Origin of the sequence: Schaalia hyovaginalis (genome assembly GCF_014208035.1) — a bacterium.
Taxonomy (GTDB): Bacteria; Actinomycetota; Actinomycetes; order Actinomycetales; family Actinomycetaceae; genus Pauljensenia; species Pauljensenia hyovaginalis.
In genome coordinates this window covers 1,620,165-1,645,867 of record NZ_JACHMK010000001.1, presented here as the reverse complement: position 1 = coordinate 1,645,867, position 25,703 = coordinate 1,620,165, and the positions used below count along the sequence as shown (strand labels likewise).

Here is a 25,703-nt window from a genome sequence, read left to right as displayed (position 1 = left end):
CCACCATCGAAATCCCCGCTCACGGGCACGATCGCCCGAAGCGAACCCGAAGGGAAGACCGCCGTGAACTCCCACGACCTCACGCTCCTCGAAGCAGCCGCCCTCCTGTCCGGCGCCTCCGAATGGGACTCCAGGGCCCTGCCGGCCCGCTCGATCCCCTCCTTCGTGATGTCCGACGGCCCTCACGGCGTCCGCCGCCAGCTCGGCAGCGGCGACCACCTCGGGATCGCCGCTGCCGAGCCGGCGACCTGCTTCCCGACGGCCGCCGCCGTCGCCTCCTCATGGGACCCCTCACTCGCCGAGGAGATGGGGGCCGCCCTCGGCCAGGAGGCGCGCGCCCTCGGCGTCGACGTCCTCCTCGGACCCGGGCTCAACATCAAGCGCTCCCCGCTGTGCGGGCGCAATTTCGAGTACTACTCCGAGGACCCCCTTCTCGCCGGACGGATGGCGGCCGGACTCGTGCGGGGCATCCAGTCGCAGGGCGTCGCCGCCTGCCCCAAGCACTTCGCCGTGAACTCCCAGGAGCTGCGGCGCCAGGCCTCGGACTCGATCATCGACGAGCGCACCATGCGCGAGATCTACCTCACGGGCTTCGAGATCGTCGTCAAAGAGGCCCGCCCTCGCACCCTCATGTCGTCGTACAACATGGTCAACGGCACCTACGCCCACGAGAACCCCGAACTCCTCACGACGATCCTGAGGCGGGAATGGGGATTCGAGGGGATGGTCGTCTCCGACTGGGGAGGATCGAATGACGCCGCAGCGGCCGCCGCCGCCGGAGGCAGCCTCGAGATGCCCGCCCCCGGCCTGGAATCCGCCCGCCGCATCGTCGAAGCCGTCGAGAAGGGGCTGATCGACGCCGAAGACGTGTACGCCAGGGCTCAAGAGGTCCTGGACATCGCCTTCGCCGCCCCCTCGAGGGGTCCGCGCCCCGCCCTCGCCGCCGAGGAGCACGCCGCACTCGCCAGGCGCGTCGCCGAAGAGTCGATCATCCTGCTGAAGAACGATGAGGACCTCCTGCCCCTGGCGCCCGGAACGAGGGTCGCCGTCATCGGCGACATGGCGAAGAACCCGCGCTACCAGGGCTCCGGCTCCTCCCAGGTGAACCCCGCATCCTTGGAGACGACCCTCGGAGTCCTCGCCGGCTTCCCGCTCGACACAGTCGGATACGCCGCAGGATACGACCGCCTCGGCAGGCCCGATCCCGCCCTCGTCGCAGAAGCGGTCGGGCTGGCCCGAAGGGCCGAGGTCGCCCTCGTCTACATCGGACTCGATGAGCTCTCCGAATCGGAGGGCCTGGATCGCGCGCACATGCGCATCCCCGCCGTCCAGGTGGAGCTCCTCGAAGCACTCGCATCGACCGGCGCGAAGATCGTCGTCGTCCTCTCGGCCGGAGCATCGCTGGAGATGCCCTGGGAGGGATGCGCCCAGGCGATCATCCACCAGTCCCTGTCGGGCCAGGCGGGCGCCTCCGCCGCGCTGCGCGTCCTCACCGGAGCCGTGAACCCCTCGGGCCGCCTCGCCGAAACCTACCCGGTCCGCTACGAGGACCTGCCCGTCTCATCCTGGTACCCGGCCACGGGCCGCTACTCGCTGTACCGCGAGGGCCCCTACGTCGGCTACCGCTTCACGAGCACGACCGGCACGGCGGTGACCCGCCCCTTCGGCTTCGGCCTGTCGTACTCGAGCTTCGCCTACTCCGATCTGCGCATCAGCGACGAGGGGGCGAGCTTCACGGTGACGAACACTTCGCAGCGCGCCGGTGCGGATGTCCCGCAGCTCTACGTCGAATCGCCCGGAGGAGTGTGGGGACCCGTCCGCGAACTCAAGGGATTCGCCAAGGTCCATCTCGAAGCGGGGGAGTCCGCCCCGGTCACCATCCCCTTCGACGAATACACCTTCCGCCACTTCGACGCCTCCCGCTCGGCCTGGAGCGTCGAGGGCGGCACGTGGCGCATTCGCATCGGGCGGAATTGCGAAGACCTCGTGCTCGACGGGGAGATCGAGGTCGAGGGCGAGGAGGCCGTGCGCGAGGGCGAGGAGCTCGGGGCCTACCTGAGCGGGCGCGTCACCGGCGTGAGCGACGCCGAATTCGCCGCCCTCCTCGGGCGCGAGGCTCCTGAGGAGTCGGACTCGGGCCCCCTGAAGGATTCGGACCCCCTCTTCCAGATGAGCCGCGCCGCCTCGCCCCTGGCCCGCTTCGGCGCGCGAGTGCTCGCGAAGAAGAAGGCGAAGGCGGACGCGACGGGGATCCCCGATCTCAACATCAACTTCATCTCCAACATGCCCTTCCGGGCCTTGGGGAAGATGAGCCACGGCCTCGTCTCGCTCGAGATGGTCGACGGACTCGTCGCCCTCGTGAACGGCCGTCACCTCAAGGGGCTCGGGGCCCTCGTCGGGGGCTTCTTCTCCAATCGCAGGGCCAACCGGGCGACCCGGCGCCGCCTCGAGGGCCCCCACGACTGAAGGCCTCACGGCCGCACGACCCGAACTCACAGCGAAAGCGACGACACACATGAACGCGTTCACCCGGTGGTGGAAGAACTTCTCCGAAGAGCATGAGACGGCCTCCCAGTTCATCGTCTTCTTCATCCTCTCCAACGGCGTCACCGTCCTCCAGCTCATCCTCATGCCCGCGTTCAAATGGGCCTTCGGGAAGACCCCGATGGTGGACACGGCCTTCCAGTTCCTGCCGATCGGAGTGAGCAACGGCCAAACGGTCCACCTCTTCGAATACGCGGCCGGCGCCATTCAGGACGGCGGGGGAGGAGGCCTCGCCTACTTCCTCGCCGTTGAGATCACCCTCCTCATCGCGCAGGTCATCAACTTCTTCGCCCAGCGCAACATCACCTTCAAGTCGAACTCGTCCGTGTGGCGCGCCGCCTTCTGCTACTTCGTCGCCTACGTCGTCATCACGGTCGTCGCCGCGGCGCTGCAGGTGCTCTACAAGGACCCGATCTACTCCTTCTTCACCTCGGCCATGGGCGGCGCCGGGGAGACGATCGCCGACGTGATCACCATGATCATCAACTCGGCGATCTCCTTCTGGGTCTTCTTCCCGATCTTCAAGGTCATCTTCAAGCAGGTCCCCGCCGGCGATGCCGAGGAGGCGGCGCTCTCGCACTGATCGGCGACCGGGCGCTCGGGGCGCTTCGGTTTCGGGCCGACCGCCCCGTATCCTTAGGGGACCGCGGCCCGTCCCCTGGCCGACACGGAAAATGAAGGAAAACGACATGACAGCGCAGGCGCCGCTCCTATCCGTCATCGTTCCGGCGTACAACTCCGAGGCGTACCTCGACCGGGCGCTCGCCACCCTGGTCGACTACGACGGCGAACTCGAAGTGCTCATCATCGACGACGGCTCCACGGATCGCACCCCCGAGATGGCCGATGAGTGGGCCGCCTGTCATCCCGGAGCGGTTCGCGCGATCCACCAGGAGAACAAGGGGCACGGCGGCGCCGTGAACGCCGGGATCGCCGCTGCCACGGGCGGGCACGTGCGCGTCGTGGACTCCGACGACTGGGTCGACCGTTCCGCCATGCGCAAGGTCCTCGACCTGCTCCGCGATGAGCGCGCCGCGGGGCGCGAGCTCGACCTGCTCGTCACGAACTACGTGTACGAGAAGCAGGGGAAGACGCACAAGGCGACGGTCCGCTACCGCAATGTCCTGCCCGAAGGACGGACGATCGGCTGGGAGGAGGTCAGGCCCTGCCGCTACGACCAGTACATCCTCATGCATTCGCTCACGATGCGCACCGACCTCGTCCGCGAGTCGGGGCTCCATCTGCCCGAGCACACCTTCTACGTCGACTACATCTACTCGCACGCGCCGCTCCCGTGGGTGCGCACGCTCCGCTACCTCGATGTCGACCTCTACCGCTACTTCATCGGGCGGGACGACCAGTCCGTGAATGAGCCGGTGATGATCTCGCGCCTCGATCAGTTGATGCGTGTGAACGCGGTCATGGTCGACTCGATGCCCGATCGCGACGCGGTGCCCGAGAACCTCTACCGGTACATGGTCCACTACCTGCGGATCAACTTCGTGGTCTGCACGATCATGGCGATCCTGTCGGGGACTGCGGAGCACCTGGCGATGAAGGACCGGATGTGGGCCGATCTGGAGGCGAAGGATCCCACGGCCGCCCGGGCCGTCGAGGACGATCTCCTCGGACGGCTTATCCGCAGGCGCTCCGACAGGTTCTTGAAGGCCGGCTACAGGATCGCCCGGACGATCCTCGGATTCAACTGACCGGATCCGAGGTCTTCGGCAGGATCACGGTGAGCGTGAACCACTGACCGTCGAAGCTCGTCGAAAGCTCGCCGCCGTACTTGCGCGCCGTGTAGCGGATCGACTTGATGCCGAAACCGTGCCGGCGTCGATCGGGCTTGGCGGACACGAAGTTCCCGGACTCGTCCTGGGAGACGGCGGCCGAGTACCAGTTCTCGACGCGGATGACCGTCATCTCGCCCATGGCGTGAAGCGCGAGCTTGATGATCCGGTGCGAGGGGTCCTCGACCCGGCGCGAGGCCTCGATCGCATTGTCGAGGGCGTTGCCGAAGAGCGTGGCGATGTCCATCGAGCTCATGGCGCCGAGCAGCTTGCCATCGGCGACGGCCGTGAAGTCGATGGAATCGGCGTTGCACGCGGAGGCCTTCGAGGCGAGGATGACGTCGAGCACCGGGTTCCCCGAATGGTACTGATGACCGAGGGCGTTCACGGACTCCTCCAGTTCGGCGAAGTCGGCGCGCTGCGCCTCGGGGTCGACTTCGGAGCGGATGAGCGCGATCTGGTGCTTGAGGTCGTGGTGGGCGCGTCCGAGCTCCTCGACTGCGGCCTTCGATTGCAGGTACTGGGTGTGCTGGGCCTCGAGGGACGCCTGGATCGACGCCACCTCCGCGCTCGCCCGGATCTGCATGATGCGCTCGTGCTGGGCGTAGAGGGCCGCGAGGCCCGCGAGATCGACGAGGGTGCGGATGTAGAAGACCTCCGGTCCGAGGCGGCCCGAGAAGGGCGTCGAGGTCGACAGGAAGGACAGGTTCGACATCGCGAAGGTCGTGAGAGTGATGAGGAGCCCCATGAGGAGGTCCTTGTTCTCAAGGGACAGCGGTTCTTCGGAGGAGAAGTTCCGGTTCTCCAGGGCGCCCCAGACGGGCACGATCACCGCGTAGGAGGCGGACATGACCGTGATGCCGAGGGCGCAGAGCGGATCGACATGGGGCAGGAAGTACACCTGGAGCTGCCATTCCAATGAGGCGAGGAACTCCGCCAGGATGAAGGCCCGGAAGGTGAGGTGCCACGCCGCCACCCAGTGGGCGCCCGACAGGAGCTTGACGGAGGCGAGGATCCCCAGGACCGCGACGAGCATTCCGGGGATCCACAGCGAGTCCGGCAGGCGCCCGGCGAAGAGCTGGATCGCGATGAGGGCGATCAGGGACAAGGGGGCCCCGATGGCGAGCCTCCGGTTGGGCCCCTTGCGCGTGAGCAGGACCACGTAGAGGACGACCGCGCTCCATTCGGCGGCGGCCGTGTAGAGGCGGGGGATGTCCGGGAGCGGTTCGAACATCAGCGGACCCCGCCCGCGAAGGCGGCGAGCGCGAAGAGGAAGTCCTTCTTCCGGGGCCTGGAGATCCGCAGTTCATGCCCGCCCGTCATGACGCACGACTGATCGCGAACGCCGCGCACGTGGGCGAGATTCACCAGATAACCGGAGTTGGACCGGAAGAAGTCCCGGCCCTCGAGCTGGACCTCCATCTCCTTCAAGGTGCCCGCGACGGAGATGACCCCGTCGACGGTGTGGATCTCGAGACGGTGCTTCACCGATTCCACGTAGACCACATCGGCGATGTCGACCCGTGAGACGTCCTGGCCGGATTGAAGGAGGAGGGAGGCGCTCCGCCGCTTCTTCGCGATCGCGATCGAGCGGGAGAGCTCCTGCTCGAAGGCGAACCAGGGGAGGGGCTTCAAGAGGTACGAAGTGGCGTCCACCTCGTAGCCCTTGATCGCGAATTGGGGCGAGGAGGTGATGAACACGAGGACGGTCTGCTCATCGACCTCACGAATGCGCTTCGCCGTCGTCATTCCGTCGACGGCCCCCATCTGAATGTCCAGGAGCAGCACGTCGAAACGGGGACGGTACCCCTTGAGGATCTGGGCGCCGTCTTCGAAGACCGAGACCTCGAAGACCTCCCCGTGCTCCTCCTCGTAACGGTGCAGATAGTCCAGGACGAGTTTCCGACTGACCGCATCATCTTCGACGATGCCGATCCGAATCATCTGCCCGCTCCTTCCGCAGCGCCTACACCCCGCGCAATTCTACGGGAGCGGGGCCGAGCGGCCGTTTCCGGGTAGCATGAACGACAATATCGCTTGGGAAGGACACCTCATGGATCTCCTCGTCGTCGGATCGGGATTCTTCGGCCTCACGGTGGCCCGCAGGGCAGCCGAAGACCTCGGCATGCGGGTGACCGTCATCGAGCGGCGCGACCACATCGGCGGCAACGCCTGGTCCTCGATCGACCCGGAGACGGGCGTGGAGGTCCACCGCTACGGCACGCACCTGTTCCACACCTCCAACGAACGGGTGTGGGAGTACGTCAATCGCTTCACCTCCTTCAACTCCTACCAGCACCGCGTCTACGCCAACCACGCAGGCGAGGTCTACCCGCTGCCCATCAACCTCGGGACGATCAACCAGTTCTTCCGCTCCGCCCTCGGGCCCGCCGAGGCGCGCACCCTCGTCGCCGAACAGGCCGGGGAACTGGCGGGCAGGACGCCGGCCAATCTCGAGGAGAAGGCGATCAGCCTCATCGGCCGCCCCCTCTACGAAGCCTTCATCAAGGGGTACACGGCGAAGCAGTGGCAGACCGACCCCACGGACCTCGACCCGGCGATCATCGCGCGCCTTCCCGTGCGCCTCACCTACGACAACCGCTATTTCAACGACACCTACGAGGGGCTTCCCCTGGACGGCTACGGGGCCTGGCTCGAGCGCCTCGCCGACCACCCCCGGATCGAGGTGCGCACCGGCGTCGACTTCTTCGACGAGTCCCAGCCCTTCTCGAAGTCGAGGGCCGTGGGGCAGCTCGGCGTCGTCTACACCGGTGCGCTCGACCGCTACTTCGATTACGAGGCGGGACGGCTCACCTGGCGCACCCTCGACTTCGAATCCGAGGTCGTCGACACCCCCGATTTCCAGGGCTGCTCGGTGATGAACTACGCGGACCAGTCGGTGCCGTACACGCGCATCCACGAGTTCGCCCACCTCCACCCCGAGCGGGACCGCTCCGAGGCGCGCAACACCTTCATCATGCGGGAGTACTCGCGATTCGCCGGCGCCGAGGACGAGCCCTACTACCCGGTGGCCGGCCCCGCCGACCGCGAGGTCCTCGCGGCCTATCGCGAGCTCGCGGCGGGGGAGGACAAGGTCCTCTTCGGCGGGCGCCTCGGCTCCTACAAGTACCTCGACATGCACATGGCGATCGCCTCCGCCCTGACGCGCGTCGACGAGGTCGTCTCCACCTGGTGAGGCCCGGGGGCGCCTTCGCCCGGCCACCTCCTATGCTGGTCGGGTGGGCCCCATCATCTCGTCGATCGCAGGGATCGGAATCGTCATGGGAGTCGGCTGGCTCCTCCGGCGCTTCGGCGCCCTGGGCGATGAGGGCGTGCGCGCGCTCACCTCCGTGGTGTACTGGGCGGCGTCGCCCGCGCTCCTCTTCCACGCCGTCTCCGAAGCGGACATGGCGACGGTCGTCGGCGCTCCCCTCGCCGTCGCCGCGATCTGCGGCATCGGCTCCGCACTCGTCTTCAGCCTCATCTCCGTGCCCGCGCTCCGTCCCTCGCGCGGTGACCTCGTCCTCGGAGCGATGTCGGCCTCCCTCAACAACGCCGCCTACATCGGCATTCCCATCGCCGTCTACGTCCTGGGCGATGCGAGCAGAGTCGTACCGGTCATCGTCTTCCAGCTCGGCTTCTTCACGCCCATGTTCTTCGTCCTGGCGGATCTGGCCGGATCCGGACGCAAACCGACGCTCAGGGGCGTCCTCGCAACCGTGTATTCGAATCCGATGGTCATCGCCGCGGCGCTCGGCTTCGCTTGCTCGGCCGTGAAGGCGCCCATCCCCGAGGCCATCGCGACGACCGCGTCGATGCTCGGGCAGGCGGCGCCCCCGCTCATCCTCATCGCCTTCGGAGCATCCCTGATCGGCTCCGGCGCTCCGCTCGTCACCGCGAACGCCGCGGCGGTCGCCCTCGCCTCCACCTGCAAACTCGCAGTTCAACCGCTCATCGCCCTCGGCGCCGGGTTCCTGATCGGCCTGCGCGGCCCGGAGCTCATGACCGTCACCGTCATGGCGGGGATGCCGACCGCCCAGAACGCCTTCATCGCCGCGACCCGCACGCGGACGGGGGAGCGGATTGCCCAGGGCGCCGTCATCATCACGACCCTCGCCGCGCTGCCCCTGACGATCCTCACCGCATGGCTCTTCACCCTCACGGGCTCGATCTGATCGCGCCGGGCGTCTGAGAAATGGACGCCCTTCCTGGGGCGGGCGCGAAGCGCCTAGCCTGGCGGGGAAATCCTGTGAAGGAGAATCCATGTCAACATCATCAGCAGCGGTCCGACAGCCGAAGCGCCAGGACACCTGGACCGGTCAGACCGGCTTCCTCCTCGCGGCCATCGGCTCCGCGATCGGTCTGGGGAACATCTGGCGTTTCCCGGGCGTCGCCTATTCGAACGGCGGCGGCGCCTTCCTCATCCCGTACCTCGTCGCCCTCATCTTCGTCGGCATCCCGATGCTGTGGCTCGACTACTCCCTCGGCCACAAGTTCCGCGGTTCCCCGCCGTGGGCGTTGCGCCGCATCCGGGCCGGGGGCGAATTCATCGGATGGTTCCAGGTCCTGGTCTGCTTCGTCATCCTCGTCTACTACGCGGCCGTCATCGCATGGTCGGCCCAGTACACGATCTACTCGGTGAACCAGTCCTGGGGCGATGATGCGCTCGGCTTCTTCACGGGGGACTTCCTCCAGGTCGTCGGCGGCGACGAGTTCTCGTGGACTCCGGTCGCCGCGGTGGCGATCCCGCTCGCCCTCGTGTGGGTCTTCGTGCTCCTCATCCTCGGCCGGGGCCTGTCCAAGGGCGTCGAAGCGGCGAACAAGATCTTCCTGCCGCTCCTCGTCGTCCTCTTCGTCGTGATGGTCGTCCGCGCCCTCTTCCTCGAAGGCGCCGTTGAAGGCCTCAACGCCTTCTTCACGCCTCAGTGGGACTCCCTTTCGGACCCGCACGTCTGGCTCGCCGCCTTCTCGCAGGTCTTCTACTCCCTGTCGGTCGGATTCGGCATCATGCTCACCTACGCGTCCTACCTCAAGCCGAAGACCAACCTCACGGGCACGGCCCTGGTCGCCGGCTTCGCGAACTCCTCCTTCGAGATCCTCGCGGGCATCGGCGTGTTCTCGGCCCTGGGCTTCATGGCGCATGGCCAGGGGGTCGCGGTCGGTGAGCTCGAGGGCCTGACCGGTCCGATCCTCTCCTTCGTGACTTTCCCCCAGATCGTCTCGATGATGCCGGGGGGCTCGCTCTTCGGCGTCCTCTTCTTCGCCTCCCTCGTCCTCGCGGGCATCACCTCGCTGCTCTCGCTGCTCCAAGTCGTTTCCGGCGGCCTTCAGGACAAGTTCGGCTTCACCCCGGTGAGCGCGGCCCTCGCCTTCGGCATCCCCGCGGCGATCGTCTCCCTCGCCCTCTTCGGCACGAAGTCGGGCCTCAACAACCTCGACATCGTCGATAACTTCATTAACAACATCGGCGTCGTGTCCGGCGCCGTCGCGATGGCCCTGCTCGCAGCCGCCTTCAGCCCGAGGCTCAAGGGCCTGCGCGCCCACCTCAACCTCGTCTCGACGGTCAAGGTCCCCAGGGCGTGGGACGGGCTTGTCGGACTCGTCGTCCCGGCGGTCCTCATCTTCATGCTCTTCTCCGCGATCGTGGGGTACGTGCAGGAGGGCTACGGCGGTTACGCGCAGTCCTTCGTCAATATCTTCGGGTGGGGCTCCGTGGCCTTCGCGCTCCTCGTCGCCGCCATCTTGACGCTGCTGCCGTGGAGGCATTACGGCGTCTCGGCCCAGACCGTCACCGAGCTCCTCGCTGAGGATGACGCGCCCGACGCGCCCGGGGCCGCGGTCCCCGTCGAGTCGAATCCCACCGAGCTCAGGGAAGGAGTGGAGGAATGAACGCCACCGCGATCTTCATGATGCTTCTCACGATCCTTCTCGTCTGGGGCGGTCTCGTCGCGTCGGTCGTCCTGCTCAGGGTCCTGCCCGATCCACAGATCGACGACGCCGAGCTGGATCGCAGCCTCGGGAACGACGAATAGGTCCCGGATCATGACGAAGGGCGGTCGGAAGTCTTCTTCCGACCGCCCTTGCGCCTTACGGCGCCGGCTTTAGCGGGGCTCTCCCCCGAGGCGCCGGGTCGCCCAGAAGACGACGGCCGAGGCCGCGGCGACGTTGAGCGAATCCACGCCCCCGGACATCGGGATCCTCACGACGACATCGGAGTTCGAGATCGTCCGCTTCTTGAGGCCGTCGCCCTCGGTGCCCATCACCAGGGCCAGGCGCGCATCGGGTGCGGTCACGCAGGGAAGAGCGACGAACTCGTCGAGGGGGACGGAGTCGTCGGACAGGGCGAGCGAGGCGACGGTGAATCCCGCCGCGTGCAGTTCGTCCATCGCGGGCCAACGCTCGATCCGCGTCCACGGCACCTGGAAGACCGTCCCCATCGACACCCGGACCGAGCGCCTGTACAGGGGATCGGCGCACGAGGGCGTGACGAGCACGGCGTCGACGCCCAGCGCCGCGGCCGAGCGGAACGCCGCTCCGACATTCGTGTGATCGACCAGGTCCTCGAGGATCACGACCCTGCGCGCGGGTCGGCCCTCGCGGGCGTTCGCGAGGAGTTCGGCGAGCGGTGGGAGTTCCGGGCGCTGCATCGCGGCGAGGGCGCCCCGGTGGAGGTGGAAGCCGGTGATCTCCTCCAAGAGGGACTCCTGCGCCATGAAGATGGGGACGTCGCCGCCGTCCGGCGCCCCCGTCGCCTCCTCGATGAGCGGCGCGAGATCGTCGAGCCACCGGGGCGCCATGAGGAAGGAGCGGGGCCGATGACCGATCTGGAGGGCGCGGAGGATGACATTGGTCGATTCGGCCATGTAGAGGCCGCGTTCGGGCTCGAGCTTCGAACGCAGTTGGACATCCTTGAGGCGGGTGTAATCAGCGAGCCTCGGGTCGGCGGAAAGATCGGGGGAGTCCAGGGGGATGATCACGCACGGCCCCTCGCGAGTTCCCGATTGACTTCGCCGGGCCATGAGGGGCCCTCGAAGACGAAGGCGGTGAAGGCCTCGACGAGGTCCGCTCCAGCGGCGAGCATCGCGCGCGCGTCGTCGGCGCTGAAAACACCGCCGGTTCCGATGAGCACCTGCTCGTCATCGAGGTGCTCGGCGACGAGGCGCACGACTTCGAGGGCGCGCTCGCGAAGGGGGGCTCCCGAGACTCCGCCGTCGCCGAGATCGTGAGCGATCGTCGTGTTGGTCGCGACGACGCCCGCCAGGCCGAGCTCCTTGACGAGGGCGACGATCTCGAGGATCTGCGCGTCCGCCAAATCCGGCGCGATCTTCACGAAGAGGGGCGCATCCCGATTCGAGGAGCGGCAGCCCCTCTGGGCGGCGAGGAGGATGGGGCGCAGATGCTCGACGGATTGCAGGTCCCTGAGCCCGGGGGTGTTGGGCGAGGAGACGTTGACGACGACGAAGTCCGCCCAAGGGGCTAGGAGGGTCGCGCAGTACTCGTAGTCCCCGGCGGCGCGCTCCTCCGGGGTGGTCTTGTTCTTCCCGATGTTGACCCCGACGATCGCGGCCCGTCCGTCGCGCGTCGACCTGAGATCGCGCAGGCGCTGCGCCGCCGCATCGGCGCCCTCGTTGTTGAAGCCCATCCGGTTGCGCAGGCCGCGGGAGTCCATGAGCCGCCAGAGGCGCGGAGCGTCGTTGCCCGGCTGCGGCTTCGGCGTGATCGTCCCGACTTCGACGAAGCCGAATCCCATGGCCGTCAGGCCCAGAATCGCGCGCGCGTCCTTATCCATGCCGGCGGCGAGCCCCAGGCGCCCGGGCACGAGCCGCTCGCCGATGTAGACCTTGCGCTTGCGCGGCATGCTCGCCACGTCGGGGGCGTCGAGGTGGCCGATCGTGGCCCGCATGAGCCGCCGGGTCAGAGCGCAGTCGCCCGCGAGCCCGATCGCGCGGATGCCCGCGTGATGCGCCCACTCGGGATCCGTCCGGTGGATGAGGGTGCGGAACAACCATGAATACGCTGCACGGATCATGCCCCGATTCTATGCGCCTCAGTCCCACCAGAGCCACCAGCCCAAGGACCCGGAGGCGCAGCGCAGGGCCCTCAACTCATCGGGCCCGCTTCGCGCCGAATCGAGGCCGAGGGCCGTTCCGAGTTCGCCCCAGCGATCGAATTCGCGCGGATTGAGAGGATCCGGGGCTGCGAGTCCGGGCAAGGCCGGGACGAAGAGGCCGTCGATGCTGATCCGCTCGTCCCAGCGCGGGGCCGACACGAGGTAGCCCGAGAGGACGAGGCCCTCGTGCGCCATCGCCGCACGGAGGAGTTCATCGACCCGCGGACCGTTGTTCTGACGATCGGCGAGGTTCTGCTCGGGAAGGAGCTCGAGGAGCCGCTCTGCCTGCGCCGCCCCCAGCCCCTCGAAGCGGGCGAAGTCCGCGAAGGGCCGCGGGTGCACGAGGAACGGCTCGAGGATCGCCGCGGCCCCCGAGGAATCGGTCCAACCGGAGGGGGCGTACAGGCACGGATTCGATGCGCTCAGATCGACTGACAAGGTGGTCTCCTCTCCCTATGGGAAGAGGAGACCACCTTGGGGCCCGCGGCGCCCGCCCGGGCGCCGTGAACTGTGGACAAGCGCTCCTGACCGGGTCCTGGGGAGGAGCGGAACGGGGTTGCGCGGCGGCTACTTCGCGGCGACCTCGGGGAACTCGCCCCGAGCGACCAGGGGGCGCGGAGAGCGCCAGCGGCGCGCCATGATCATGCGCGAGTAGGTGTAGTACCAGGTCCCCTTCGGGATCGAATCGTTCGGGAAGCGCAGGGCGATCCGCTTCTTCAGGCGCTGCCAGACGATCACGCCCTCGATGATCGACACGGCGAACAGGGAGTACAGGCCGATCGTGAATCCCACCATGATGTGCGCGCCGAACTCGGTCTGAAGGGACTTCACGAAGGAGGAGGCCATCATCGCCACGAGGAAGAGGACCATGAGGGGCAGGAGGAACTCCGAGAGGGACCAGCGGGCGTCCACCCAATCGCGCACGAAGCGGCGGATCCTGCCCTTGTCCCTCAACGGGAGGTAGCGCTCATCACCGGTCTCCAGTGCCATCCGCTCGCGGGCGAAGGCCTCATCCCGCTTCTGGCGGGCCAGCCTCTTCGCCTCTTTACGATCTGCGGGGACGAGCGGGCGCGCGTTCCGCGCCTGCGCCTCCTTGCGCTTCGGGGTCGGACGGCCCTTGCCCGTGCGGTCGTCGCGGGCGTTGTGAGAATCGGACACCTGGAGTCTCCTCGTGCCTTCTGTGACTGTGAACCCCCTCAGGCTAGTCGATCGGGGGCGCGCCGGTTGACGTGCTCCACTACTCTGGCCGCATGACTGAAAATCACGACTCCGTCCTGCCGTCATCAGAAATCGCCTCCCGCGTCGATGCGGCCTTCGACTCCCTGCTCGATGAACTCGCCGCGATCGTCGCGATCCCCTCGGTGTCCTCCGATCCGGCTCACGCCGACGATCTCGAGCGCTCGGCGATCCACATCCGCGACCGCTTCGCCGCCATCGGCCTCGAAGCCGAGGTCCTGTCGGTCGACACCCCCGAGGGCGTCGCCGGCAAGCCGGCCATCGTCGCCAGGTCGCAGCGGATCGAGGGCGCCCCGACGGTCCTGCTCTACGCCCACCACGATGTCCAGCCGACCGGGGACCTCTCCCGCTGGACCTCCGACCCCTTCGTCGCGCGCATCGAGGGCGATCGCATGTACGGGCGCGGCGCGTCGGATGACGGTGCGGGCGTCATCGTCCACCTCGGGGCGCTGCGCGCCCTCGGCGCGGATCTGCCCGTGAACGTCATCGTCTACATCGAGGGCGAGGAGGAGATCGGATCGCCCTCGTTCACGAACTTCCTCCAGACCTACAAGGAGAAGCTCAGCGCGGACGTCATCGTCGTCGCCGACTCCGACAACTGGAAGGTCGGCGAGCCGGCCGTCACCGCGAGCCTGCGCGGCAACGCCGTGGCGACCGTCGACGTGACCGTGTCGGACCACGCGGTGCACTCGGGGATGTTCGGAGGGCCGATGCTGGATTCGGTGACCCTCGCCTCGATGCTCATCGCCTCCCTGTACGACGAGGCCGGGGACATCGCGGTCGCGGGCCTGGGAGGTCGTGACGCCGCCGACGTCGACTGGCCGGAGGCGGAGTACCGCGAGGCCGCGGGGATCCTCGAGGGCGTGCGCCTCGCGGGCACGGGCGACCTGGCGGCCCGGACCTGGACGAAGCCCTCGATCTCCGTCATCGGCTTCGATGCGCGCCCGGTCGCCGACGCCTCGAACACGATCGCCCCGCACACGCGCTTCAAGCTCTCGATGCGCGTCGTCCCCGGCGTCGATCCCCGCGATGCCATGGATCGCCTCATCGAGCACCTCGAGTCGCACGCGCCCTTCGGCGCGCGCGTCGAGGTGACCCCCAACGAGTTCGGACCGGGATACCAGGCCGACCTCGGATCGCCCGTCACGCGCCTGCTCCACGAGGTCCTCACCGAGGCCTGGGGGCACCCCTCGGTCAACATCGGGGTCGGAGGGTCCATCCCCTTCATCTCCGACTTCCAGCGCCTCTTCCCCGAGGCGCAGGTCGTCGTCACGGGGGTCGAGGATCCGATGACGAACGCCCACTCGGAGCAGGAGTCGCAGTCGATCTCCGATCTGCGCTGCGCGATCCTCGCTGAGGCGCTGCTCCTGACCCGTCTGCCGCGCCTGTGAGCCGACGCGTCCTCATCGCGGGGCACTGGGTCGGCGCTCGGGCGCCGATGCCCTCGAGCCGCACCGCGCTCGAGGCGGTCGCGCGGGGCTTCGGGTCCCGTCGACCGGACTGGGAGGTTTCGCTCCTGCCCTTCGGAGCGGGGGCGGCCTTCGGGGAGTCGCTGCCCGACGAGGCGATGAGGGCCCGCACGGTGTCGATCGCCCCCGACGAGCCCTCGACCCTCAGGGCCGGACGGAGGGCGCGTGAGATCCTCGAAGGGGGCGCCACCCCCGTCGTCGAGGGCGCGAATGTGCGCTCTCCGGATGCGGGCATCGGATTCCTCGCGGGTTTCACCGGACGCCCGATCCCGCGGGACGGCCTCCCCCTTGCCGAGCGCCTCGAGGCCGTGGCGCAGCTGATCGCCGAGGGCGAACGGGCGCTCGCGAAGCGGGACCTCATCGGTGCGGCATCGACGTCGCGCCCCCTCCTCGGTCTGGATTCCGTCCTCGCCGTCGACGTCGATCTCGAGGCGCGGCCGCATCAGGACCGGGACCTGTCCCTCGTGCTCGCCCGCCTGCTCGCGAGGGCGCCGCGCCGCTCGCTGCCGCTCCTCGACGCGAGCTCCGAGGCGGCGGCCCCGGGGCGGATGCCGGGTTCGGGGCTCGGCGGGGGAGCGGGCGCCATGATCGCCGCGATCGGGGGGAGGATCGTGGACGCGGCGGCATTCCTCGCCGCGTCGGCCCCGCTGTCCGATGCCGTCGAGGGCTGCGACCTCGCCCTCGTCCTCGAACCCGATCTGCATTCGCCCAGGCTCGCCGAGGCGATGCTCGACACGCTCACCCGCGCAGCCTCCCAGGCGGCCATCCCCGTCGTAGGAGTCGGTGAAAGCTCCTCGCTGTCGGGCCACGAGCGGGCCGAATGGGGCCTCCACGGGCAGTTCGTCACCGAGGGGCGCGTCGATCTCGAAGAGGCCGGATCGAGGATCGCGAGGACCTGGACCCGCTGAATCGGCACGGGGTGGGATCCCTCACCACTGGGCCGTCCGGGCCCGCCCCGCCTGGCAGAGCGCGGATCGCGAACGTAGGGTGGGACCGATACGAACACCGTACGCACGATTGGAGCATCATGTCCGACACCGGCATCGAAGCACCTGCTCACGAGGTCGTCCTCACGGACGCCGCCGCGGCCAAGGTGAAGAGCCTTCTCGAGCAGGAAGGGCGCGACGACCTCCGACTGCGGATCGCGGTGCAGCCCGGCGGCTGCTCGGGCCTGATCTACCAGCTCTACTTCGACGACCGTCTGCTCGACGGCGATGCCGTTCGCGACTTCGACGGCGTCGGCGTCGTGGTCGACCGCATGTCCGTGCCCTACCTCAACGGCGCCACGATCGACTTCGCGGATTCCATCGAGCGTCAGGGTTTCACCATCGACAACCCGAACGCGTCGAACACCTGCGCCTGCGGCGAGTCCTTCCACTGAGGAGAGGGCGATGAAGAAGACCGTACGCGCACGCATCGGCGCACTCGCCCTGTCCATGGCCCTCGTGGCCTCGCTCGCGGCGTGCTCCTCCGCCGACTCCGCCCAGTCCGCGTCCTCCGATCAGTCGAGCGCCCAGTCCGCGTCCGCCGCGCCTGAAGTCGACCGGAGCGGCAAGGCGAATTTCCCCGATGTCACCGGGAGCTTCGGCGAGGATCCGGAGATCTCGGCGGGCAAGGGGGATGCGCCGACGAAGATCAGCGTCAAGACCTTCAACGAGGGCGACGGCGCGGCCCTGACCACGAGCGACACGGTGATGGTCAACTACGAGCTCGCCCTCTGGGACGGCACGAAGGTCGAGTCCTCCTTCGAATCGGGCAAGCCCGCGACCTTCTCGCTCCAGCAGGTCATCCCCGGATGGACCTACGGCCTCGAAGGCGCCCACGTCGGCGATCGCGTCGAGATCGTGGTGCCCTCGGAATTCGGCTACGGCGATCAGGGCAATTCGTCCATTCCCGGCGGATCCACCCTCGTCTTCGTCGTCGACGTCCTCGCCTCCTCCTCCGGCTCGCAGGCCGATGCGCAGACCCTGTCGAAGGGCGCGCCTTCGGGCGAGACCGCCCCTGAGGGCATCGTCGTCGAGGGCGAAGCCGGGAAGGAGCCGACCCTCAGCTTCACCGAAGGGGCGGCGGCTCCTGCGGGCGACTCGCGCACGACGATCATCAACGGCGTCGGCGATGAGATCAAAGCGGGCGACTACGTCCTCTACCGGGCCGTCGGCGGCGTCTTCGGCGACAACGCGACCGTGAGCTCCGCATGGCAGCAAGGCCCGCTGGCGGTCCCCGCGGATCAGGTCGAACTGGTCGGCGCTCATGTGGGCGATCGCGTCGTCTTCGTCATGGACACGGGCGCGGCGGCGGAATCCGGCGCTTCGCCGATGACCGTCATGGTCATCGATCTCGTCGGCGTCATGCGCGCGCAGTGATGTCCGGGGCCCGGTGACGGGTTTCAGCGCCGCGGGCGGTCCGCTCATCGGGGACCGCCCGCTCGTGCGTACAATGGGCGAGATCGCCGAGCGCTGCGTGCGCCGGCGCCGAACCACAGGAGTGCACATCAGTGAGTGAGAACACCGTCCGCGTCCTCGTCTTCTCGGGCGACGTCGATAAGCGTCGCGCCGTCATCGATGGGATCGGCCTGCGGGCCTCGAAGAACACCCCGGTCATCGAATGGTCCGAAGCCGCCACTCCCTTCGGCGCCAAGGAACTCGTCGAGTCCACGGACTTCGCCCTGCTGATCCTCGATGCGGAGACCACCAAGGAAGGCGGGATGTCCCTCGCGCACGAGCTCCGCAATACGCTCGACGAGCTTCCCCCGATGATCTTCCTGACCGCGCGCCAGCAGGACGACTGGCTCGCCTCCTGGGCGGGCGGCGCTGCGGCGATTCCGGATCCCCTCGATCCGATCGTCCTGCAGGAGACGGTCGCCCGGGTCCTCGCATCGGCTCGTCGCTGAATCCGCGACCGAGGGCCGGGCGCCGCTGGGGCGCCCGGCCCTCAGTGCATCCGAGCCGCCGCGGGCGGCGCGCGCCGAAAGGCTCCGGGGCTTCGCCTCGCGAGGCTCCGGCTCCCGGTTCCGGGCAGGGACGACGGGGCTCCGGAGGGGGCGGCGATGGGCACCTGTGCAGGTGCGCGCGCACGAGTGTCCCTACCCCGGTCGCAGCGGCCTGCCGGAGGCGGCAGCGGGGAAACGGGCATAGAGTGGGTGCTGATCCGTGACTCGACGAACTCGTGGAGGAGCCGTGGCGTTCTACCAGGCACTCAAAGCAACCGGCGGCCCGATTCTCAAGGCCGCCTACAAGCCGTGGATCCGCGGGAAGGAGAACGTCCCCGAGTCCGGGCCGGCGATTCTCGCCTCCAATCACAACGCCGTGTGGGATTCGGTCTTCCTGCCGATGATGCTCGATCGCGAAGTCGTCTTCATGGGCAAGGCCGACTACTTCACCGGCACCGGCGTCAAGGGATGGGCGACGAAGGAGTTCATGCGCGCAGTCGGCACGATCCCCGTCGACCGCTCCGGGGGCTCGGCTTCTGAAGGCGCGCTCAAAGCGGGCCTCGAGCGCCTCCGCTCGGGCGAGCTCTTCGGCATCTACCCCGAGGGGACGCGTTCACCCGATGGGCGCCTCTACAGGGGCAAGACCGGTGTCGCCCGCCTCGCCCTCCTCTCGGGCGCCCCCGTCATCCCCGTCGCCATGATCGGCACCCATGCCGCCCAGCCGATCGGCCAGAAGTTTCCCTCGCGGACCAATATCGGCATGGTGATCGGCGAGCCGCTCGACTTCTCGCGCTACAAGGGCCTCCACAAGGACCGTTTCGTCCTGCGGGCCATCACCGACGAGATCATGTACAACCTCATGCTGCTGTCGGGGCAGGAGTACGTGGATCTCTACGCCGCGGATGTGAAGGCCAAGCTCGCCGCCGAGGGCAAGTTCGACGGCCCGGTGCCGACCAATGGGCGGCCCGGGCCGGGAGGCAGGACCGCGCCCGTCGTCGAAGTCCCTCGGCGCCCCGAGGACCCGCGTGAAGGCGAGGGGCCTCTTGCGGGCGCGAACGATGAATCGGGGCCGACGGCCTGAGCCCCCGCGTGGACGCTCTGATCGCGGACGAGTCCGCGGGACGGGCGACCCATGCCCATCCCCGTCCTCCGGGTAGGATGAACCCGGTGCGTGCGCGCCGTCCGGCCGCACGATCTCAACGCTGAAAGGTGTCATCAATGTCGGTTCGCCGCGTCGCCCTGCTCACTGCCGGTGGTTTCGCCCCGTGCCTCTCCTCCGCGGTCGGCGGTCTCATCGAGCGCTACAACGAGATCGATCCTTCGATCGAGATCATCGCGTACCAGAACGGCTACCACGGCCTGCTCACCGGCAACTTCGTCGTCGTGGACGAGGAGGCCCGCAAGCACGCGGGGATCCTTCACCGTTTCGGCGGCTCCCCGATCGGCAACTCGCGCGTCAAGCTGACGAATGCGAAGAACCTCGTGGAGCGCGGTCTTGTCGCCGAGGGCGAGAACCCCCTGCAGAAGGCGGCCGAGCAGCTTCGCGCCGACGGCGTCGACGTCCTCCACACGATCGGCGGCGACGACACGAACACGACCGCGGCCGATCTCGCCGCCTACCTCGAGGAGCACGACTACCACCTGACGGTCGTCGGTCTCCCCAAGACGATTGACAACGACGTGATTCCGATCCGCCAGTCGCTCGGCGCCTGGACCGCCGCCGAAGAGGTGTCCGAGTACGCCCAGAACATCATCGGCGAGCACCGCTCGAACCCCCGCATGCTCATCATCCACGAGATCATGGGCCGTCACTGCGGCTGGCTGACCGCCGCGGGATCGAAGGAGTACCACGAGTGGCTGAAGACCCAGGAATGGGTGCCCTCGATCGGCCTGTCGAAGGAGCGCTGGGACATCCACGCCATCTTCCTGCCCGAAATGGCGATCGACATCGACGCCGAGGCCGAGCGCCTCAAGGCGATCATGGACGAGCAGGGCAACGTCAACATCTTCCTCTCCGAGGGCGCGGGCGTCCCCGAGATCATCGCCGAGATGGAGGCCGCCGGCCTGGAGGTCCAGCGCGATCCTTTCGGTCACGTCAAGCTCGACACGATCAACCCCGGACAGTGGTTCGCCAAGCAGTTCGCGGCGAAGATCGGCGCCGAGAAGGTCATGGTCCAGAAGTCGGGCTACTTCTCGCGCTCCTCGCGCGCGAACGCCGAGGACCTGCGCCTCATCAAGTCGATGACCGACTACGCCGTGGAATGCGCTCTGAGGGGCGAGTCCGGTGTCATCGGCCACGATGAGGACAACGGCGATCGCCTGGCCGCCATCGCCTTCCCGCGCATCGCCGGCGGCAAGCCCTTCGACATCACGCAGGAATGGTTCACCGCTCTCATGGCCGAAATCGGCCAGGATGTGAAGCCCGCGGCGAAGTGAACCTGCCCGTCAAGCCCGGTCGTGGTGGATCGAGATACGTTCGCGACTCGATCCACCACGATCCGGAACAGTTGAACGCCCCGGATTCGGGGAGCGACGCCCCCTGGGATTCGTGGCGTTCGCACGACGCCGTTCAGCAGCCCGACTACCCGGACTCGTCCGCGGTCCGCGAGGTCGCGGCGAAGCTGAGGCGCCAGCCTCCGCTCGTCTTCGCAGGTGAAGTGGATGACCTGCGCGAATGGCTCGGCGCTGCGGGCAGGGGAGAGGCCTTCGTGCTCACCGGCGGCGACTGCGCGGAGACCTTCGCGGAGTCGACGGCGGATCACCTGCGCTTGAAGATCCAGACGCTTTTGCAGATGGCGGTCGTGCTCACCTACGGCGCATCGATGCCGGTGGTCAAGATCGGGCGCATCGCCGGCCAGTACGCCAAGCCGCGGTCGAAGGACACGGAGACCCGCGGGGGCGTCACACTGCCCTCGTACCGCGGTGACGCCGTGAACTCCTTCGAATTCACGGCCGAGGCCCGGACCCCCGATCCTCACCGCCTGCTCGACACGTACCATCATGCGGCGGCGACCCTCAACCTCATTCGCGCCTTCACGAAGGGCGGGTACGCGGATCTGAGGCTCGTCCATCACTGGAACCGGGGATTCACGGCCAATCCGGCATACGCGCGCTACGAGTCCCTCGCGGAGGAGATCCACCGGGCCGTGAAGTTCATGGAGGCCGCGGGGGCGGACTTCGATTCGCTGCGGGAGGTGGATCTCTACTCCTCGCACGAGGCTCTCCTCCTCGAATACGAGTCGGCGATGACCCGCATCGATTCGCGGACCGGGCGGGCCTACGACACCTCCGGCCACTTCCTCTGGGTCGGGGAGAGGACCCGGGATCTCGACGGCGCCCATGTGGAGCTCCTGCGCCGCATCCGCAACCCGATCGGCGTGAAGCTGGGCCCCACGACGACGCCCGAGCAGATGCTCGGCCTCGTCAAGCGCCTCAATCCTGACGGCCAGGAGGGGCGGCTGACCTTCATCACGAGGATGGGCGCGGATCGCATCCGCGACTGTCTGCCGGCGCTGCTCGAAGCGGCGAAGGCCGATGGCCGTCCGGTCACGTGGATGACCGATCCCATGCACGGGAACACCATCACCTCCTCCTCGGGGTACAAGACCAGGCGCTTCGAGACGATCATGGATGAGGTCAAGGGCTTCTTCGAGGCTCATGACGACGCGGGGACCGTCCCCGGCGGCATTCACGTGGAGCTCACCGGGGATGATGTCACCGAGATCGTCGGCGGCTCCGAGGAACTCGATGAGGCCTCTCTGGCGAGCCGTTACGAGACGCTGGTGGATCCCAGGCTCAATCACCAGCAGTCCCTGGAGCTGGCCTTCCAGGTCGCGGAGCACCTCAAACGCTCCGGGGAGTGATCCCGGCGAGAATGCGGCAGGGGGCTCGACGCGCTGGCGTCGGGCCCCCTGCCCATGGGGCCCCAGGGGATCAGACGACGTACAGGGTGATGGTCGAGCCGACCTTCACGACATCGCCCGCACCGGGATCGGTGGAGCGGGCGGTGCCGAAGATCCCGCCGAGCACGCGTTCGACGCGCACCTGGAGGCCGGCTCCTTGAAGGATCGTGATCGCCTCGCTCTCCTGCTTGCCCTGCACCGAGGGGACCTGGACGTTCTCGGGCCCCTTCGAGACGACGTATGAGACTTCGTCCCCCTTGAAGAGGGTCGTGCCCTCCGCGGTCGACTGGGAGACGACCGTGCCCGCGGGAACGGAATCGGAGAACTCCTCGGTCGGGCGCGGGGAGAGGCCGAGGCCCTCGAGTGCGGCCTTCGCCTCATCGGCTAACAGGCCCCCGAGCTTCGGGACTGAGAGCGGCTCGCGGCCCTTGGAGACGACGACCCCGATCTGCGTGTCGTGGGGGATCGAAGAGTCCTTCTCGATCTTCTGAGAGATCACCGAGCCTTCGGGGACGTCTTCGGAGAACTCCTCCTCGACATCGCCCAGCGCGAGTCCCGCGGCCTCGAGGAGGGCCGCGGCCTGCGCCTTCGATGAGCCCACGACATCGGGCACGATGCGCATGTCGACGCCCTTGGACACGATGAGGCGCACTTCCGCGTCCTTGTGAACGGGCTGACCGCCCTCGGGATCCGAAGAGACCACCTGGCCCTCGGGGACCGTGTCCGAGAACTCCTCCTCGATGATCGCACCGAGGCCGAGAGCGGCCAGATCGGATTCGACGGCGCTCGCCGAGCGCATGGCCGTCTGGGGCATCGTGATGTAGGAGCCGGGACCGTATTCGGTCCACCACCACCAGCCCCCGCCGGTGCCGATGATCGCGAGAAGGACGAGGACGGTGATGATCCGGCCGATCCTGCGGCGCTTCTTCGCCGTCGCGGGAGGCGGGGACTCGGGTCCGTGCGCGCGCACCACCGCTTGGGATGTCGCGGGCAGCGGCTCGGGGAGGGGGGAAGTGGGCGCGGGGATCTCACCCGTCGCGGGGGCGGGGGCCTTCGGGGCGACCTCGGCCCGGCGGCTGCCGAGCTCGGCGGGGATGGCGGCCTGGACCCGGGCGAGCTGGTCGAGCGCCTCGGCGGCGTCGGCCGGGCGTTCGAGGGGGTTGCGAGCCGTCAGGGACGCGATGAGGTCGTCGATCTCCCGGGGGATCCAGGGCAGGGCCCTCGAGGGCTCCGGGACGGCGTCTGAGACGTGATGCTGGGCGATCTGAAGCGCGGATTCGCTTTCCCAGGGGACTGATCCGGTGAGCATCTCGTAGGCCATGATCCCGACCGAGTACAGGTCGGTCCGCTCGTCGATCGGCCCGGCGACTGCGATCTCGGGGGCGATGTATGCGATCGTGCCGAGCATCGAGCCGGTCGTCGACATCGAGACTTCCGAGGCCGCGCGCGCCAGTCCGAAGTCCGTGACCCGGGCCGGGGGATCGGCGGGCATGAGGACGTTCTCGGGCTTGATGTCGCGGTGGATGACGCCGACACGGTGAGCGGCGCGCAGGGCGTCGAGCACATCGTGGAGGATCTGCAGCGTCCGCTGGATCGACAGGGCGCCCTCCTGGTTGAGGAGGGTCCTCAGGTTCGGGCCGTCGATGAACTCCATGACGAGGAAGCCCTGACCGTGGATGACCCCCTGGTCGAAGACGGAGACGACTCCGGGGTGGATGACGCGCGCGGCGGAACGGGCCTCTCTGCGGAAGCGCGCGACGAAGTCCGCTGATTCCGCGAGGTGCGGGTGCATGATCTTGAGGGCGACCGCGCGGTCGAGGCGCTCATCCTGGGCGAGGTAGACGGTCGCCATGCCGCCGCGGGCGAGTCGGCGCTGAATGCGGTAGCGGCCGTCGAGGAGCATTCCGATCATCGGATCGGGAGCGGCGGGCCCTTCGCCGTTCTCCGCGCCGTTCGGTGCGCCCGGCGCGGGGAACGGCGCCGCAGGGCGCAGAACCTCGGTGGGTCGGCCCGGGGCGGGCGACGCATCGGGAGCGGAATCGAAATCGGTCACCCGTGGATTCTATGGGAGGGCGCGCCCCGATCTGAGTGACGCGGGCGGCGCGCCCGAATACCGGCGCCCCCGGCGTGGACTAGGGTGGGCGCATGGCCGATTTTCCCGAGACCGTTTCTTTCGAAGAGGCGAGCCGTCTCCTCGGTGTGGAGCCGAGGCGCATCAAGCAGCTCGTCCGTGACCGGATCCTGTTCAGCGTCGCGCTCCCCGACGGGTCCCGCGGGATTCCTCGCGAGATCATCGTGTCCGGTGAGAACGGATGGGAACCTCATTTCGCGCTGCCCGGCACGCTCACCCTGCTCTCCGACGACGGCTTCACCCCCGATGAGGCGGCCGCTTGGCTGTACACCTTCCAGGAGGAGCTCGCTCAGACCCCGATGGCGGCGATCCTTTCGGGGCGGCACCATCGGGTGAACGCGATCGCCTCGACTCTCGCGTTCTGAGCGCCCCGGGCGAGGCGCCCTCAGCTCGTCCGCGCGGTGATGATCCGCGACAGTTCGAGGAGCTCGCTTCTCGTCTTCGGGGCGAGGGGGGAATCGTCGAGGGCGCGGGCCCCTTCTTCGATGAGCGCCTCGATGAGGTGCTCGTGATCGGCGCGGCCCCGGGCCTCGATGATGTCGGCGGCCGCCGTGAGCTCCTCGGGGCCCGGCTCGGGGTTGCCCAGTGCCCGCTCGAGGCGGAGGCGTTCGGCCTCGGAGGCGTTCTCCCAGGTGAGCGCGAGGAGGACCGTCCGCTTGCCCTCGCGGATGTCGTCGCCCGCGGGTTTGCCCGTGACCTCGGGGTCTCCGAAGACGCCGAGGTCGTCGTCGCGGAGTTGGAAGGCGATGCCCCAGGGCGTGAGCGCGGATTCGAGGGCGTGCAGGACGTCCTCGTCGGCTCCGGCGGCCGCCGCTCCCAGGAGCGTCGGTTGGACGACGGAGTAGCGGGCGGATTTCCTCAGCACGACTTCTCGCGCGTCTGAGACGCTCGGCCCGAAGGCCCGAAGGGGGAGGTTCTCCGCCCGGACGTCGAGGTACTGGCCGAGTGCGACTTCGGAGTGCATGAGCGCGTAGCGCGCCAGGAGGCGCACCGCCCGGTCGTGCGGGAGGCGCTGGCTCTGGCGGATCATCGCGGATTCGGCGGCCGAGAAGAGGAGGTCGCCGAGCAGGACCGCTGCTGCGGCGCCGAAGTCCGGCGCGGAGCCGGACCATGAGGAATGCGCGTGCGCGCGGGCGAAGCGGACGTGGGGCGTCGCGATGCCGCGGCGCGTCAGCGCCTTGTCGATGAGGTCGTCGTGGACGAGGGCGCTCGCCTGGTAGAGCTCCAGCGCTGCGCCGAGCAGGTGGACGTCGCCGTCGCCGAGCGGCGTCCCGGATCCCAGCGAGGCCCCGAAGTGCGCGAGGAGGGCGCGCAAGCGCTTGCCCGATCGGACGGAGTCCCTGGCGGCATCCACGAGCTCGGCGGCCGTATCGCCGGGTGCGAGCGCGCTCAAGGCGTCGTCGAGGGCGTTCGCCGTGTCGAGATCGATGCGGGGACGAAGTGCTGCGAAGCGCTTGTCGAGTGTCGTCATGGGCTTCAGCCTAGTGCAGGGCGAAGAGTGAGAAGGGGCTCCATTTAGCACGAATCGGTGCGCGAGGGCAATAGTTCTGAGAGAAATCTGGGAATCTCGGATTATAATGGTCACTGATTGC

Annotated in this window: 24 protein-coding genes; 16 read left to right on the top strand and 8 right to left on the bottom strand. The window is 68.3% G+C overall.

Going from position 1 to position 25,703, the window contains the following annotated elements; genetic code table 11:
• Positions 1-63 precede the first annotated feature (63 nt).
• From HD592_RS07160 to HD592_RS07150, 3 genes are all read left to right on the top strand, one after another.
• A complete protein-coding gene (locus HD592_RS07160) occupies positions 64-2,466 on the top strand; it encodes a glycoside hydrolase family 3 C-terminal domain-containing protein (protein ID WP_184452897.1) in 2,403 nt (800 codons plus the stop codon).
• A gap of 49 nt (positions 2,467-2,515) precedes the next feature.
• Entirely contained in the window at positions 2,516-3,127 is a 612-nt protein-coding gene (locus HD592_RS07155) for a hypothetical protein (protein WP_184452895.1), read from the top strand.
• A gap of 106 nt (positions 3,128-3,233) precedes the next feature.
• The gene (locus tag HD592_RS07150; protein ID WP_184452893.1) at positions 3,234-4,253 is read left to right on the top strand and encodes a glycosyltransferase; all 1,020 of its coding nucleotides are present in this window, start codon (positions 3,234-3,236) and stop codon (positions 4,251-4,253) included.
• On the opposite strand, the gene HD592_RS07145 is transcribed toward HD592_RS07150, so the two are convergent.
• Both HD592_RS07145 and HD592_RS07140 read right to left on the bottom strand, forming a co-directional pair.
• Positions 4,246-5,568 carry an ATP-binding protein gene (locus HD592_RS07145; protein ID WP_184452891.1) on the bottom strand — a complete coding sequence of 441 codons (1,323 nt, stop codon included), beginning with the start codon at positions 5,566-5,568 and terminating at the stop codon, positions 4,246-4,248. The genes HD592_RS07150 and HD592_RS07145 overlap by 8 nt on opposite strands.
• Entirely contained in the window at positions 5,568-6,278 is a 711-nt protein-coding gene (locus tag HD592_RS07140; RefSeq protein ID WP_184452889.1) for a LytR/AlgR family response regulator transcription factor, read from the bottom strand. The genes HD592_RS07145 and HD592_RS07140 overlap by 1 nt, the downstream gene beginning before the upstream one ends.
• Positions 6,279-6,387: 109 nt before the next feature.
• Between HD592_RS07140 and glf the strand changes: the two genes are divergently transcribed.
• The 4 genes from glf (at position 6,388) to HD592_RS07120 (ending at position 10,366) form a co-directional block, all read left to right on the top strand.
• Positions 6,388-7,530, top strand: coding sequence for a UDP-galactopyranose mutase (glf, locus tag HD592_RS07135; RefSeq protein WP_184452887.1), 1,143 nt, complete (start codon positions 6,388-6,390; stop codon positions 7,528-7,530).
• A 43-nt stretch (positions 7,531-7,573) separates the two neighbouring features.
• On the top strand, positions 7,574-8,509 hold the full coding sequence (locus HD592_RS07130) for an AEC family transporter (RefSeq protein ID WP_184452885.1): 936 nt from the start codon (positions 7,574-7,576) through the stop codon (positions 8,507-8,509).
• A gap of 88 nt (positions 8,510-8,597) precedes the next feature.
• Complete coding sequence (locus HD592_RS07125; protein WP_184452883.1) at positions 8,598-10,223, top strand: sodium-dependent transporter; 1,626 nt, start codon at positions 8,598-8,600, stop codon at positions 10,221-10,223.
• On the top strand, positions 10,220-10,366 hold the full coding sequence (locus HD592_RS07120; protein ID WP_184452881.1) for a methionine/alanine import family NSS transporter small subunit: 147 nt from the start codon (positions 10,220-10,222) through the stop codon (positions 10,364-10,366). Before HD592_RS07125 ends, HD592_RS07120 begins: the two co-directional genes overlap by 4 nt.
• A 69-nt stretch (positions 10,367-10,435) precedes the next feature.
• Here the strand turns inward: HD592_RS07120 and HD592_RS07115 are convergent, their stop codons facing one another.
• From HD592_RS07115 to HD592_RS07100, 4 genes are all read right to left on the bottom strand, one after another.
• Positions 10,436-11,311 carry a TrmH family RNA methyltransferase gene (locus HD592_RS07115; RefSeq protein WP_184452879.1) on the bottom strand — a complete coding sequence of 292 codons (876 nt, stop codon included), beginning with the start codon at positions 11,309-11,311 and terminating at the stop codon, positions 10,436-10,438.
• Positions 11,308-12,363, bottom strand: coding sequence for a quinone-dependent dihydroorotate dehydrogenase (locus HD592_RS07110; RefSeq protein ID WP_184452877.1), 1,056 nt, complete (start codon positions 12,361-12,363; stop codon positions 11,308-11,310). The genes HD592_RS07115 and HD592_RS07110 overlap by 4 nt, the downstream gene beginning before the upstream one ends.
• Positions 12,364-12,381: 18 nt before the next feature.
• The gene (locus HD592_RS07105; protein WP_184452875.1) at positions 12,382-12,882 is read right to left on the bottom strand and encodes a hypothetical protein; all 501 of its coding nucleotides are present in this window, start codon (positions 12,880-12,882) and stop codon (positions 12,382-12,384) included.
• A gap of 129 nt (positions 12,883-13,011) precedes the next feature.
• Positions 13,012-13,602 carry a DUF3043 domain-containing protein gene (locus tag HD592_RS07100; RefSeq protein ID WP_320657664.1) on the bottom strand — a complete coding sequence of 197 codons (591 nt, stop codon included), beginning with the start codon at positions 13,600-13,602 and terminating at the stop codon, positions 13,012-13,014.
• 92 nt (positions 13,603-13,694) lie between these two features.
• Between HD592_RS07100 and HD592_RS07095 the strand changes: the two genes are divergently transcribed.
• The 8 genes from HD592_RS07095 to HD592_RS07060 all read left to right on the top strand — a co-directional run bounded on the left by HD592_RS07095 (position 13,695) and on the right by HD592_RS07060 (position 21,941).
• Positions 13,695-15,071 carry a M20/M25/M40 family metallo-hydrolase gene (locus tag HD592_RS07095; protein ID WP_184452871.1) on the top strand — a complete coding sequence of 459 codons (1,377 nt, stop codon included), beginning with the start codon at positions 13,695-13,697 and terminating at the stop codon, positions 15,069-15,071.
• Positions 15,068-16,057, top strand: a complete 990-nt coding sequence (locus HD592_RS07090; RefSeq protein WP_184452869.1) for a glycerate kinase — start codon at positions 15,068-15,070, stop codon at positions 16,055-16,057. The genes HD592_RS07095 and HD592_RS07090 overlap by 4 nt, the downstream gene beginning before the upstream one ends.
• Positions 16,058-16,176: 119 nt before the next feature.
• Positions 16,177-16,530, top strand: coding sequence for an iron-sulfur cluster insertion protein ErpA (gene erpA / locus HD592_RS07085; protein WP_154477369.1), 354 nt, complete (start codon positions 16,177-16,179; stop codon positions 16,528-16,530).
• 10 nt (positions 16,531-16,540) lie between these two features.
• A complete protein-coding gene (locus HD592_RS07080; protein ID WP_184452868.1) occupies positions 16,541-17,512 on the top strand; it encodes an FKBP-type peptidyl-prolyl cis-trans isomerase in 972 nt (323 codons plus the stop codon).
• Between the two features lie 131 nt (positions 17,513-17,643).
• Positions 17,644-18,039 (top strand): response regulator transcription factor, encoded by a 396-nt coding sequence (locus tag HD592_RS07075; RefSeq protein ID WP_184452866.1) that lies wholly within the window; start codon positions 17,644-17,646, stop codon positions 18,037-18,039.
• A gap of 286 nt (positions 18,040-18,325) precedes the next feature.
• The gene (locus tag HD592_RS07070) at positions 18,326-19,159 is read left to right on the top strand and encodes a lysophospholipid acyltransferase family protein (RefSeq protein ID WP_184452864.1); all 834 of its coding nucleotides are present in this window, start codon (positions 18,326-18,328) and stop codon (positions 19,157-19,159) included.
• A gap of 137 nt (positions 19,160-19,296) precedes the next feature.
• Positions 19,297-20,514, top strand: coding sequence for a pyrophosphate--fructose-6-phosphate 1-phosphotransferase (locus HD592_RS07065; protein WP_184452862.1), 1,218 nt, complete (start codon positions 19,297-19,299; stop codon positions 20,512-20,514).
• Positions 20,511-21,941: a class II 3-deoxy-7-phosphoheptulonate synthase gene (locus tag HD592_RS07060; RefSeq protein ID WP_343058763.1), complete on the top strand. Its 1,431-nt coding sequence runs from the start codon at positions 20,511-20,513 to the stop codon at positions 21,939-21,941. The genes HD592_RS07065 and HD592_RS07060 overlap by 4 nt, the downstream gene beginning before the upstream one ends.
• Before the next feature lie 70 nt (positions 21,942-22,011).
• On the opposite strand, the gene pknB is transcribed toward HD592_RS07060, so the two are convergent.
• Positions 22,012-23,892: a Stk1 family PASTA domain-containing Ser/Thr kinase gene (gene pknB / locus HD592_RS07055; protein ID WP_184454543.1), complete on the bottom strand. Its 1,881-nt coding sequence runs from the start codon at positions 23,890-23,892 to the stop codon at positions 22,012-22,014.
• Positions 23,893-24,125: 233 nt separating this feature from the next.
• Between pknB and HD592_RS07050 the strand changes: the two genes are divergently transcribed.
• On the top strand, positions 24,126-24,476 hold the full coding sequence (locus HD592_RS07050) for an Rv2175c family DNA-binding protein (RefSeq protein ID WP_184452858.1): 351 nt from the start codon (positions 24,126-24,128) through the stop codon (positions 24,474-24,476).
• Between the two features lie 20 nt (positions 24,477-24,496).
• Here the strand turns inward: HD592_RS07050 and HD592_RS07045 are convergent, their stop codons facing one another.
• Positions 24,497-25,582 carry a polyprenyl synthetase family protein gene (locus HD592_RS07045; RefSeq protein WP_184452856.1) on the bottom strand — a complete coding sequence of 362 codons (1,086 nt, stop codon included), beginning with the start codon at positions 25,580-25,582 and terminating at the stop codon, positions 24,497-24,499.
• Positions 25,583-25,703: the final 121 nt, after the last annotated feature.

Bases quoted from the DNA above. Each gene is read 5' to 3' on its own strand.
- HD592_RS07140 (WP_184452889.1), bottom strand. From the start codon at position 6,278: ATGATTCGGATCGGCATCGTCGAAGATGATGCGGTCAGTCGGAAACTC.
- HD592_RS07120 (WP_184452881.1), top strand. From the start codon at position 10,220: ATGAACGCCACCGCGATCTTCATGATGCTTCTCACGATCCTTCTCGTC.
- erpA (WP_154477369.1), top strand. From the start codon at position 16,177: ATGTCCGACACCGGCATCGAAGCACCTGCTCACGAGGTCGTCCTCACG.
- HD592_RS07080 (WP_184452868.1), top strand. From the start codon at position 16,541: ATGAAGAAGACCGTACGCGCACGCATCGGCGCACTCGCCCTGTCCATG.
- HD592_RS07150 (WP_184452893.1), top strand. From the start codon at position 3,234: ATGACAGCGCAGGCGCCGCTCCTATCCGTCATCGTTCCGGCGTACAAC.
- HD592_RS07145 (WP_184452891.1), bottom strand. From the start codon at position 5,568: ATGTTCGAACCGCTCCCGGACATCCCCCGCCTCTACACGGCCGCCGCC.
- pknB (WP_184454543.1), bottom strand. From the start codon at position 23,892: ATGATCGGAATGCTCCTCGACGGCCGCTACCGCATTCAGCGCCGACTC.
- glf (WP_184452887.1), top strand. From the start codon at position 6,388: ATGGATCTCCTCGTCGTCGGATCGGGATTCTTCGGCCTCACGGTGGCC.
- HD592_RS07110 (WP_184452877.1), bottom strand. From the start codon at position 12,363: ATGATCCGTGCAGCGTATTCATGGTTGTTCCGCACCCTCATCCACCGG.
- HD592_RS07155 (WP_184452895.1), top strand. From the start codon at position 2,516: ATGAACGCGTTCACCCGGTGGTGGAAGAACTTCTCCGAAGAGCATGAG.
- HD592_RS07095 (WP_184452871.1), top strand. From the start codon at position 13,695: ATGACTGAAAATCACGACTCCGTCCTGCCGTCATCAGAAATCGCCTCC.
- HD592_RS07065 (WP_184452862.1), top strand. From the start codon at position 19,297: ATGTCGGTTCGCCGCGTCGCCCTGCTCACTGCCGGTGGTTTCGCCCCG.
- HD592_RS07045 (WP_184452856.1), bottom strand. From the start codon at position 25,582: ATGACGACACTCGACAAGCGCTTCGCAGCACTTCGTCCCCGCATCGAT.
- HD592_RS07125 (WP_184452883.1), top strand. From the start codon at position 8,598: ATGTCAACATCATCAGCAGCGGTCCGACAGCCGAAGCGCCAGGACACC.
- HD592_RS07050 (WP_184452858.1), top strand. From the start codon at position 24,126: ATGGCCGATTTTCCCGAGACCGTTTCTTTCGAAGAGGCGAGCCGTCTC.